The organism is Kitasatospora sp. NPDC051702 (assembly GCF_040681575.1).
Taxonomy (GTDB): domain Bacteria; phylum Actinomycetota; class Actinomycetes; order Streptomycetales; family Streptomycetaceae; genus Kitasatospora.
Window position 1 is genome coordinate 134,718 of record NZ_JBFAZB010000016.1, and the last position, 9,979, is coordinate 144,696.

Here is a 9,979-nt window from a genome sequence, read left to right on the forward strand (position 1 = left end):
AATCGTGCCGCGCGCGGCCGCGGCTCGCGCGGCGGAGGAAATGTAGCCGCCCATGGACGAGTTCGCGTTCCGCCCCACCCACGTCGCCCCGCCGGCCGGGATGGCCACCTGGACGGCCCCGGACCCGGCCCGGCCCTCCGCCCGGCTGGACGCCCTGCTCCCGGTGCGCCTGCTCTCCCGGCAGGGCGACTGGGCGCAGATCCTCTGCTCCAACGGCTGGTCCGCCTGGGTGGACGGCCGCCTGCTGATCACCCTGCCCGACACCCCGCCCGCCGTCGGCGGCCCGCCCGCCCGCACCGCCGACCCGCGCCCCGCGCTCGCCGACGCCGAGTCCGCGCTGGCCCGCTACCGGACCCTGCTGGAGGACCTCGCGGCCGGTTCGCTGGACCTGGAGACGTTCCGGGACCGGGCCCGCGGCCTGCGGATCGGGCTGGTCGTCGAGGGCGAGGCGCTCTGGGTGTTCGACCCGGTGCACGACCGGTGGTGCTACTGCGACGGCCTCCAGCTGCAGACGTACGCGGCCACCGACCGGCCCGCACCGACCCCCGCGCCCACGCCGCGGCCCTCGCCCGCCCCCGGGCCCGCCCCGCAGGAGCCCGCGCAGGGCCCGTACGCGCCGACCAGGGCGGTCGACCTGTGAACCCGACCGAACCGGCCGACCGGCGGCCGCCCGACCCGCCCCCCGACCCGTCCCCCGACCCGCTGCCGGAGGGGCCCGCCGGCCGTCCGCCCGGGCCGCCCCCGGAGGGGCCGCCGGACGGGCCGACCGACCAGCTGTCCGCCCCCAGCCTGCCGGCCGGCATGGTCGGGCGCCGGATCGCCGGCTACCGGCTCGACGGGGAGATCGGACGCGGCGGCATGGCCGTGGTGTACCGGGCCAAGGACCTGCGGCTGCGCCGGACCGTCGCCGTCAAGCTGCTCGCCCCCGAACTGGCCCGCAACGAGGTGTTCCGCCAGCGCTTCATGCACGAGTCCGAGGCCGCCGCGGCGATCGACCACCCGCACATCATCCCGGTGTTCGAGGCCGGCGAGCACGAGGGCATCCTGTTCATCGCGATGCGCTACGTCGAGGGCGGCGACCTGCGCGGCCTGCTCAACCGGGGCGGGCCCTTCCCGATCGAGCGGGCCGCCCGGCTGGCCCTGCAGATCGCCTCCGCACTGGACGCCGCGCACGACCACGACCTGGTCCACCGCGACGTCAAACCGGGCAACGTGCTGGTCGCCGCCGGGACGGACAGCGAGCACCCCGAGCACCTGTACCTGGCGGACTTCGGGCTCACCAAGAAGTCCCTCTCGCTGAGCGGGCTGACCAGCGTCGGCCAGATCGTCGGCACCCTCGACTACGCCGCGCCCGAGCAGATCTCCGGCAAGCCGCTGGACGGGCGCTGCGACCAGTACAGCCTCGGCTGCGTGGTCTTCGAGATGCTCGCCGGCACCCCGCCGTTCCGCCGGGAGAGCGACCTCGCCCTGCTCTGGGCGCACCTCAACGACCCGCCGCCCGAGCTGCGCACGCACCGCCCCGACCTGCCCGCCGCCGCGGCGGCCGTGATCACCCGGGCGCTCGCCAAGGCGCCCGCGGAGCGGTACGCCAGCTGCCTGCAGTTCGTCGCCGAGCTACGCGCGGCCAGCGCCGCGGCGCCCGGCCGGGGCGACGGCGCGGAGCCCTGGAACGGGGCCGGGCCGCCCACCCAGGTCGTCCCGGTGGCCGCCGGGCCCGGCCCGGGGCCGGGCGCCGTGCCCGAGCCGCCGGCCTGGGCCGCACCGGTGGTCCACCCGCCGCCGCGGTGAGCGCTCCCGACCCCCGCCCCGGCCGTCCCGCCCGCCGGGTCGCCCGCCGCCCGCACCGCCCGCCGCCGTCCCGAGGAGTCGCACCCATGAACGCCGTGAGCCAGGTCTTCGCCATGCTCGCCGCCGCGATCCACCTCATCGCGTGGCCGCTGGAGAGCTTCCTGTACGGCCACCCCCGGGTGCGGTTCCTGCTCACCGGCAGCACGGCGGACGCCCCGGAGGTGCGGCTCTGGCGCTTCAACGTCGGCTTCTACAACCTGTTCCTGGCGCTCGGCCTGGTCGCCGGACTGGTCCTCCTGCACACGGACGGCCACACCACCGCGGGGCGAGCGGTGATCAGCTACATCGGGGCGTTCCTGGTGGCCGGCGGCATCACCCTGTTCGTCTCCGAGCGCCGGCTCTGGCGGGTGGCCCTGGCCCAGGCCGTCCCGGCGGCGGTCGTCCTGCTCGCGCAGGCGTTCTGAGCCACCCCTCCCGCCGACGCCGGGCCGCCCGCCGACGCCACCCCGCCGGCCGGCGCCGGGCCGCTGCCGCCCGGCGGCCTCCCGTGCGGCGCGTTTCGCCCGCCCGCGCCGCGGCAACAATCCGCCTGCCCCCGCGACGCGCGCGGCGGCGGACTCCCGGGGGTGGCGGGCATGGCGCGGTCGTCGATCGGCGAGCGGTACGTGGTGAGCATCGGCTGCCGGGTGGCCGTGGAGCGGGGGCCGGCCACCACGACCGTCCGGTGGAGCGTGTCCCACCTGCCGCCCGGCGGATCGCCCCGGCCGGCCGCCGGGCGCCGGGACGTCGGACTGATCTGCCCCCGCTGCACGCAGGCCTTCTCGGTGCGGGTGGAGAGCGCGGGCCGGGCGCGGGGCAAGCAGCTGGTCCAGCGGGTGCTGGGCTGGCTGCTGGTCCTCTCGCTGCTGGTCACCCTCCCGATGCTGGTCCACCTCGGCGGGCAGACCGTCGAGGAGGGGGACGACCGGGCCGTCGACACCATCGGGGTCCTGGTCGCGCTGGCGGCCGCCGGGGTGGTCGTCGGGCCGTCGCTGCTGGCCACCGCGAAGCTGCACAGCGGGGTCGGCCGGCTCCGGCGGATCCGGGAGGGCGGCGGCCGCACCGTCCGGGTCCGGGGCCACCGGCTGTTCTGACGCCGGCACCGGCCGCCGGGCCCGCCGGGCCGTCAGCCCGGCGGGCCCGCCGCGTCCGCCGGCCGCGCCGGGTCGGCGACCTCGCCCCGGCGGCCCGTCCGGGCGGCCAGCAGCGCGCCCAGGGCGCCGGTGAGCAGGCCCCAGCCCGCGGCGAGCGGGACGGCCGTCAGCAGCACCGGTTGCAGCGTGAGGCTGCCGCTGCCCAGCCCGGACAGCGGGTTGGTGCCGCCGAGCACGCTGCCCAGCAGGTCGCCCAGGCCGCCCTCGCCGACGCCCACCCCGAGGACGGACAGGCCGTAGCTCGCGTCCACCCGGGTCCAGAGGCCGACCAGGAGCATCGTGACCGCGGCGGCCAGGGCGAAGCGGACGGCGTGCTGCCAGAGCGGGACGCCGCGCGGCGAGCGGTGGGCCGCCAGGAACCCGGCGGCGAGCATCAGCACCGCCGCCAGCGGCAGCAGCCACCAGCTGCGGGCGTCCTGGTCGGCGAGGGTGCCCAGGTCGACGGTGGCCGTTCCGCCGCCCGGGGCGCGCAGCACCTCGGCGAGCGGTTCGGGCACCGGTAGGCCGAGCGCGCCGTCGAGCCGCCCGTGCCACTCCGCGCCCAGCCCGACGCCGAAGGCCATCCAGACCAGATTGGGCAGCGCGAGCAGCACCACCGCCATGGTCTGCCTGGCGTTCCCGTGCACGACCGCGGTCAGCACCCCGGCCACCACCCCGATCGCCACATAGCCGAGCAGCACCGCCCAGAGCGCGAACGCGGCTGGGCGGACGGCCAGTTGGTAGCGCACCAGGGAGCGCGGCAGCGGTGCCCGGCGGGACACCGCGAAGGTCCCGGCGAGGACGGCGAGCAGCCAGGCCAGACCGATCCCGATCGTGCTCGGGGCGTCCGCGTGGAAACCGACCTCAGGGGTGAGCCCGAGCGCGCCGCCGATGGACTGCACCAGGTCGTTGCCGAGCGGGACGGTGAAGGTGTGCCGGGCGCCGAGGGTCAGCAGGACCAGGGCGACCAGCCAGAGCGCCACCGTCCGGGCGATCCGGCCGAGCAGCTCACCGCCCGCCGCCACCGCGCGGAAGCGCAGCTGACGCAGGAACACCTCGGCCATCACCACCGCGCCGGCCAGCGAGACGGACAGCGGCATCGCACTGATCCCGGCGTCCAGCGCGGCGAACTGGCCCGCACCACCGTCGAGTTGGACGGAACCGCCGACGGCCAGGGCCAGCGTCGCGGCCAGCACCGACGGGAACCCACCGCCCGGCAGGTCGTTCGCACCGGCCAGCCAGAGGCCCAGCGCGGCCACCGCCGCCATCGCGGCGACCCCGGCCAGCACCACGGCGAGCGCGTCGAGCCAGCCGCGCAGGGCGCCGGGCGGGCCCGCGACGCGGGGCGTGGGCTGCTGCATGGGGCCTCCTCGGTGCGTGGGGCTTCGCGTCCCAGAGTGGCCGACGCCCGGCGGGCACGCTCGGCGGGCGGTCCCGACGGACGGTCCCGACGGGCGGCGCCGACCGGCGACCCCCGGCGCCCCCGGCAGGCGGTTCGCGGGGCGCGACCGGCGGCGGCGGCACCGACCCGGACGGCGGGCACGCTCGGCGACGCCGGCCGCACCTGCTGTTGCGGCCGCCGGGGAGCCGGGGGGAAATGGAACCCCAGTGGCAGGAGATCCCCTTGTCGGCGCGCCCGCCGGCCGCCTGCGAAACGGAGCCCCGATGAGTTCCCAACCGCCCCCGCCCGGCCCGCCGAGCGAGCCGCCCTTCGGCCCGCCGTCCGGGCCCCCGTCCGGCCCGCTGTCGGGCCCCCAGTCCGGCGGGGGCACGGCCGGTCCGCCGTCCGGCTCCTCCGGCTCCTCCGGGATGTCCGGGCCGCCGTCGGGGCCGGGCGGTCCGCCGTCCGGGGGCGGCCGCGGGCCGCACAGGCCGTGGTGGCGCTCCGGGAAGGGCCTCGCGCTGGCCGCGGGCACGGTGGTGGTGGCCGTGCTGGCCACGGTGCTGATCGTCAACAACCAGGGCGGCCACAACGACGCCGTGCCGGCCGCGAACGAGGTCGCCCTGCAGGCCCCGTCGGATCCCGGACCGGACCCGTTCACCCCTTCGGTGGAAACCCAGGCGGTCGCCGCGCCCGCCCCGCAGCCCGCGACCTCCCAGGGGCAGCAGCCGGCGCAGAGCGGCAAGCCGACGAGCGGCTCCCCGGCCACGCTCCACAGCGTGGAGGGCAGCTCCGCCGGGCTGTACGGCGGGACGATGAACAAGCCCAGCTGCGACACCGAACGCCTGATCACCATGGTCTCCGCCGGGGACGGCGGGCGGGCCTGGGCCTCGGCCGCGGGCATCGAGCAGTCCGCCATCCCCTCCTACCTGCGGTCGCTCACCTCGGTCTACCTGCGGGTGGACACCCGGGTGACCAACCACAGCTACAAGTCCGGCGCCGTCACCGAGTACCAGAGCGCGCTGCAGGCCGGCACCGCCGTGCTGGTCGACGCCCAGGGCGTGCCCCGGGTCCGCTGCTCCTGTGGGAACCCGCTGAAGCCGCCCGTCCTGGTGAGCAACGCCAAGTACACCGGGAAGGCCTGGACGGGCTTCCAGCCGACCACGCTGGTGGTCGTGGTGCCGGCGCCGCAGCCGGTCACCGAGATCGTCCTGGTGAACATCGAGACGGCCGGCTGGTTCGCCCGGGTGACCGGGCAGATCAAGGTCGTCGACAAGCGCGTGGAGCAGCCCAAGGGTCCGCTGGCCCCGGGGGTGCCCCCGCCGTCGAAGATGACCCCGACCACGGCGCCCGCGACGTCCTCGTCCTCCTCCGGGACGACCTCCGGGTCCGGCTCACCCAGCACCTCGGGCGCCACCTCCTCCGGCGCCACCTCCTCGGGTGCGACCAGCTCCGGCGCGACGTCCTCCGGCGCCACCTCCTCGGGTGCGACCAGCTCGGGTGCGACGAGCTCCGGCGCGACCAGCTCGGGTGCCACCTCCTCCGGCGCGACCAAGTCCGGTGCGAGCAGCTCCGGCGCGACCTCCTCCGGCCCCACCTCGTCGACCTCCTCGGCCTCCAGCGTCAAGACCACCGCCACCGGCAGCACGTCCGCGGGAACCGCCGCCGGCAGCACGAAGGCCACCGCGGCGGCGACCACCGGAACCACCACGGCCCACACCCCCACGGCGACCTGCGTGACCAGCGTGCCCGCCACCGGGACGACCCTGCCGCCCTGCCCCACCACCTCGGCCGCGACACCCTGACCCGGCCCGGCCGGACCGCCCGGACCGCCGCCACCGACCCCACCGCGGGCCGGTGGCGGCCCGCGGTGGACAGAAGTTGACAGTTCGTCAGAACCACCACCCTGGCCCCTGCGGCGCGATGTGCGGCCGGTATCGTCCGGGCCATGAGGGAACTCTTGGCGCGGGCGTGGTCCCTTCCCCTGGCGGGCTCGGCGGTCTCGCTGCTGGTGCTGTGCTGGAGCCTGTTCGCGGCCTCCGCGCAGTGGCGGGCCGCGAGCCGCATCGACGCCGCGCCGTTGCGGGTGGACGGAACGGTCAGCGCCGTGACCCTCCGCAAGGGCGGCTGGCTCTACACCGTCACCTACACGGTCGGCGACCGCGGCTTCAGCACCACGGCGCTCGGCCTCAAGCGGGTCGAGCACCCGCAGGTCGGCACGACCGTGCCACTGGAGGCGGCGGCGGACGACCCGGCGACCGTCCGGGTGGTCGGCGACCGCTACCCGAACGAGGACATGCCGGCGACCTACGTGCTCGCCGCGGTCGCCGCGACCGCCGTCCTGCTCTGGTCGGCCGGCCGGCTCGTCCGCCGCGCCCTGGCCGGGCGGGGTCCGACTCCTATCCTGTGACGGCCAGTTCGGCCACCACCGCGCGGTGGTCGGCGCCCGGCACGGTGTGCTCGGAGACCGATACGGCCGTCAGCGCCGACCCGTGCAGGACGTGGTCGATCTGGATCACCGGCGGCAGGTAGGGGAAGTCTGCGTTGTCCTCGGGCCAGGTGGGCCGGATGCCGCCGCCCAGCTCCTCGTGGGTGTCGGTGAGGCCGGTCGCGAGCAGTTCGCGCATCGGGGCGTGGTCCAGGGTGGCGTTGAAGTCCCCCAGGAACACCGCGGTGCGGGGGGCGCCCCGGGCCGCCGCGCGCAGCCCCGCGAAGTCCTCCCCCCAGCGGCGGGCGTCGCCCAGCGGGTAGTAGGTGTGCACGGCGGTCAGCCGCACCTGCCTGCCGCCGACCGTCACCTCGGCCGCGAGCTGGGCCCGGGCGGCCGCCGGGGCCGAGGCGTCGACCGGGGCCAGCGGCAGGCGCGAGTACAGGGCGGTGTCGCCGTCGATCCTCCGGTGCGGCAGCAGGTCGGCGATCCCCGCCCGGTCCATGGCCTCGGCCGTCGCGGTCCGCAACTCCTCCACCGCCAGCACGTCCACCCGCTGCTCACGCACCAGCCGCACCAGCGCGGCCGCGTCGGCCTGCCCCAGGTACGCGTTGCTGGTGGCCACCCGCAGCCGCGGCGCGTCGGCCGCCACGCTGCCCCCGTCGGCCACGATTCTGGGCGCCAGCCAGCAGAGTTGCACCACCGCGAGCAGGCCGGCCACGGCCGCCACCCACCAGGAGCGCAGCGCCAGCAGCACCCCGAGCAGCAGCAGGGTGCCGAGCGCGGCGTACGGCAGGAGCACCATCGGCAGGGCCAGCACCGTCCCGTCGTCCGCCCCGGTCACCCGCACCGCGACCAGCCCGGCCGGCAGCACGAGGGCGACCCCGCACGTTCCCACGAGACCCGTCCGCCACCAGCTCCCACCGGCCACCACGTACCCCTCCCGTCACCGTTTCCTCTCAGGACGAAGGGTCCCCGGGTGCGGTTCCGGCCGTCGGCCGGCCCGGCGGCCGGCGGGGCGGCGCAGCGGGGCGGAGGGCAGCGGGGCGGCGGACGGCCTTGCGGCGGACGACGGGGCGGTGTCCGCCGCGCCGCCCGCCCCGCGGCCCGGTCAGTCCACGCACGGGATCCCGCCGGCCTTCACCGCCGGCCCCTGCATCGGCAGGCCGGCGGCCGGGTCCGCGGCGGGGTCGGCGGGCGGCGTGGTGGCGGCGCCGGGGGCCGGGGTCCGGGTGGCGGCCAGGGTGAGGAGGACGTGGCCGGGCGCCACGCCGGCGCCCGGGGCCGCCGTGACGCCGTAGCGGGTGGCGAGCTGCTGGGCGTCGGCCTTGGCACCGGCGCCGTAGGTGACGGTGGTGGTCCTGGCGCGGGCGGCGGTGTCCCCGATCCGGCCGGCCTGGTAGCCGAGTTCGGTGAGGGCCCTGGACTCGGCGGCGGCCGCGCCGGCGCCCGCCGCGGCGTTGACGTCGACGACGGCTCTGGCGGCGGTGCCCGGTGTGGCGGCCGGTGTCGTCGGGGCGCCGGGCGGCGGGGCGGCGCTCTCGGCGGCCGGCTCGGAGGGCGCGGGCGCGGCCGGGGCGGGGCCGGGCTCGCGGGTGGAGAAGAGCTGCCGGACGATCTTCCGGATCAGGTCCGGGTTGACGGTGTTGACCTCCTGGCCGCCGACGTTCTTGAACCCGGTGATCGGCAGGGTGTTGAACTCGACGTTCCCGCCGGTCAGGTTGGGCGACTGCTGGGCGAAGTCCAGGATGTTCCACTCGTTGTCGATGACGACGTCCTTCTTCACCACCCCGAAGAGCTTCTGCATCTGCCCGAGGTCGTTGAGGACGCCCTGCTGTTTGAGCCGGTACTCGACGGAGGAGATGAACGCCTGCTGGCGGTGGGTGCGGTCGAGGTCCCCGTTGGTGAGGTGGTGCCGCTGGCGGACGAAGGACAGGGCCTGCGCGGCGTTCAACGAGCTGATGCCGGCGGGCAGTTTGAGCCCGGTGCCGCCGCCCTCGTGGGTGGCGGTGCGGGCGGTGATCGGGTCGTCGACGGGGTGGTTGAGGCAGACCTTGATCGGCTCGACGGCCTTGGCGATGTCGTAGAAGCCGATCAGGTTGACCTCGGCGAAGTGGTCGATCGGGACGTCGAGGAGGCTCTGCACGGTCTGGATGGTGGCGGAGCGCCCGGCCTCGCGGCTCTGCCGTTCCAGGTCGGCCTTGGAGAGACCCTTGCCGGCGAGCTTCAGTTCGGCGGCCTCCTTGGCGATGCCGTAGGCCTCCTTGATCTTGTGCATCCTGCCGTCGGCCCCCACGGTCTGCACGTAGTCGTCGCGCGGGACGGAGAGCGCGGTCACCTTGCCGCCGTCGGCGGGGATGTGCAGGACGATCAGGGCGTTGGTGTTGTAGCCGCCGATCTCGCTGGAGCCGGCGTGCAGTTCCTCCTCGACGAACTGCTTGGGCAGGTCGTTGCCGTCCATGTCCTTGCGGCTGTCGAGGCCGATCAGCAGCAGGTTCACCGACTTGTCGAGGTGCGGCGGCGCGTTCTTCTTGGCCTCGCTGAGCGCGGCGGACTTGATCATCCCGTCGTCGAGGCTGCGGTACTCGTACCAGGTGAAGCCGCTGGCGCCGAGCACGGCGATGGAGACGGTGCAGGCCAGCGTGCGGCCGGCCACGGTGAGCGGGGCGGGGCCGCGGCGCGGGGCACGGCCCCGCGGGCGGGGGCGGGGGCGCTGAGTGCGTTCAGCCACGGCGGCTCCTTCCGGTCGGGGGGTTCACGGCGCCGGTCCGGGCGCGGTCCAGGGCGACCCGGACGGCGACGGCCAGCAGGGCGGCCCCGACGGCGGCGGCCATCACCGGGAACGCCCCGACCACCCAGCGCAGCGCGCCGGTGCCCAGCCGCCGGCCCTGGTAGGCGTCCGGGTGCCACAGGTACTCGGTGCCGGACGCGCCGAGCAGCACCACCACCGGCGCGGCGGTGACGACCCACCAGCGCCCGGCGCGGCTGCACAGCGCGGCCGCCGCCCCCGTACCGGCGACGGCGCCGAGCGCGAACAGCACGCCGACGCCGGGGCCGCCGAGCTCGTCGAGGGCGCCACCGAGCAGGGGCAGGCCGACGGCGGCGAGCGGCACCGGCCAGCCGCCGCCGCGGCGGACCGGCGGGCGGCGCCGCCGGCCGGGTACCGAGGTCTGCCGCCAGCTCCGGGTGCGCTCCAACGTCCCGGTGATC

At 76.8% G+C, this 9,979-nt stretch carries 10 protein-coding genes; 6 read left to right on the top strand and 4 right to left on the bottom strand.

Annotation, left to right across the window (positions count from 1 at the left end; all coding sequences use genetic code 11):
- The first annotated feature begins 52 nt into the window (after positions 1-52).
- The 4 genes from AB0N04_RS16590 (at position 53) to AB0N04_RS16605 (ending at position 2,921) form a co-directional block, all read left to right on the top strand.
- Positions 53-640 (top strand): hypothetical protein, encoded by a 588-nt coding sequence (locus AB0N04_RS16590; RefSeq protein WP_360221883.1) that lies wholly within the window; start codon positions 53-55, stop codon positions 638-640.
- 161 nt (positions 641-801) lie between these two features.
- Positions 802-1,788, top strand: coding sequence for a serine/threonine-protein kinase (locus tag AB0N04_RS16595; protein ID WP_360221892.1), 987 nt, complete (start codon positions 802-804; stop codon positions 1,786-1,788).
- A gap of 86 nt (positions 1,789-1,874) precedes the next feature.
- Positions 1,875-2,252, top strand: a complete 378-nt coding sequence (locus tag AB0N04_RS16600; protein WP_360221886.1) for a DUF1304 family protein — start codon at positions 1,875-1,877, stop codon at positions 2,250-2,252.
- A 171-nt stretch (positions 2,253-2,423) separates the two neighbouring features.
- Complete coding sequence (locus tag AB0N04_RS16605) at positions 2,424-2,921, top strand: hypothetical protein (protein WP_360221889.1); 498 nt, start codon at positions 2,424-2,426, stop codon at positions 2,919-2,921.
- A 32-nt stretch (positions 2,922-2,953) separates the two neighbouring features.
- Here AB0N04_RS16605 and AB0N04_RS16610 read toward each other — a convergent pair whose 3' ends face one another.
- Positions 2,954-4,321 carry a streptophobe family protein gene (locus AB0N04_RS16610; protein ID WP_363364572.1) on the bottom strand — a complete coding sequence of 456 codons (1,368 nt, stop codon included), beginning with the start codon at positions 4,319-4,321 and terminating at the stop codon, positions 2,954-2,956.
- A gap of 304 nt (positions 4,322-4,625) precedes the next feature.
- Here AB0N04_RS16610 and AB0N04_RS16615 point away from each other — a divergent pair, with 304 nt between their 5' ends.
- Together AB0N04_RS16615 and AB0N04_RS16620 are read left to right on the top strand one after the other, a co-directional pair.
- On the top strand, positions 4,626-6,146 hold the full coding sequence (locus AB0N04_RS16615; protein ID WP_360220572.1) for a DUF6777 domain-containing protein: 1,521 nt from the start codon (positions 4,626-4,628) through the stop codon (positions 6,144-6,146).
- A 143-nt stretch (positions 6,147-6,289) separates the two neighbouring features.
- Positions 6,290-6,751 (top strand): hypothetical protein, encoded by a 462-nt coding sequence (locus AB0N04_RS16620; RefSeq protein WP_360220575.1) that lies wholly within the window; start codon positions 6,290-6,292, stop codon positions 6,749-6,751.
- On the opposite strand, the gene AB0N04_RS16625 is transcribed toward AB0N04_RS16620, so the two are convergent.
- The 3 genes from AB0N04_RS16625 to AB0N04_RS16635 all read right to left on the bottom strand — a co-directional run.
- Positions 6,741-7,667: an endonuclease/exonuclease/phosphatase family protein gene (locus AB0N04_RS16625; RefSeq protein WP_363364576.1), complete on the bottom strand. Its 927-nt coding sequence runs from the start codon at positions 7,665-7,667 to the stop codon at positions 6,741-6,743. The genes AB0N04_RS16620 and AB0N04_RS16625 overlap by 11 nt on opposite strands.
- A 213-nt stretch (positions 7,668-7,880) precedes the next feature.
- A complete protein-coding gene (locus tag AB0N04_RS16630) occupies positions 7,881-9,500 on the bottom strand; it encodes an LCP family protein (protein ID WP_360220581.1) in 1,620 nt (539 codons plus the stop codon).
- A partial coding sequence (locus AB0N04_RS16635; protein ID WP_363364580.1) for a DUF6542 domain-containing protein occupies positions 9,493-9,979 on the bottom strand: 487 nt, incomplete at its 5' end. The genes AB0N04_RS16630 and AB0N04_RS16635, both read right to left, overlap by 8 nt.

Excerpts from the sequence above, each read along its gene's own strand:
- AB0N04_RS16600 (WP_360221886.1), top strand. The coding sequence starts at position 1,875 with ATGAACGCCGTGAGCCAGGTCTTCGCCATGCTCGCCGCCGCGATCCAC.
- AB0N04_RS16620 (WP_360220575.1), top strand. The coding sequence starts at position 6,290 with ATGAGGGAACTCTTGGCGCGGGCGTGGTCCCTTCCCCTGGCGGGCTCG.
- AB0N04_RS16610 (WP_363364572.1), bottom strand. The coding sequence starts at position 4,321 with ATGCAGCAGCCCACGCCCCGCGTCGCGGGCCCGCCCGGCGCCCTGCGC.
- AB0N04_RS16590 (WP_360221883.1), top strand. The coding sequence starts at position 53 with ATGGACGAGTTCGCGTTCCGCCCCACCCACGTCGCCCCGCCGGCCGGG.
- AB0N04_RS16605 (WP_360221889.1), top strand. The coding sequence starts at position 2,424 with ATGGCGCGGTCGTCGATCGGCGAGCGGTACGTGGTGAGCATCGGCTGC.
- AB0N04_RS16595 (WP_360221892.1), top strand. The coding sequence starts at position 802 with ATGGTCGGGCGCCGGATCGCCGGCTACCGGCTCGACGGGGAGATCGGA.
- AB0N04_RS16615 (WP_360220572.1), top strand. The coding sequence starts at position 4,626 with ATGAGTTCCCAACCGCCCCCGCCCGGCCCGCCGAGCGAGCCGCCCTTC.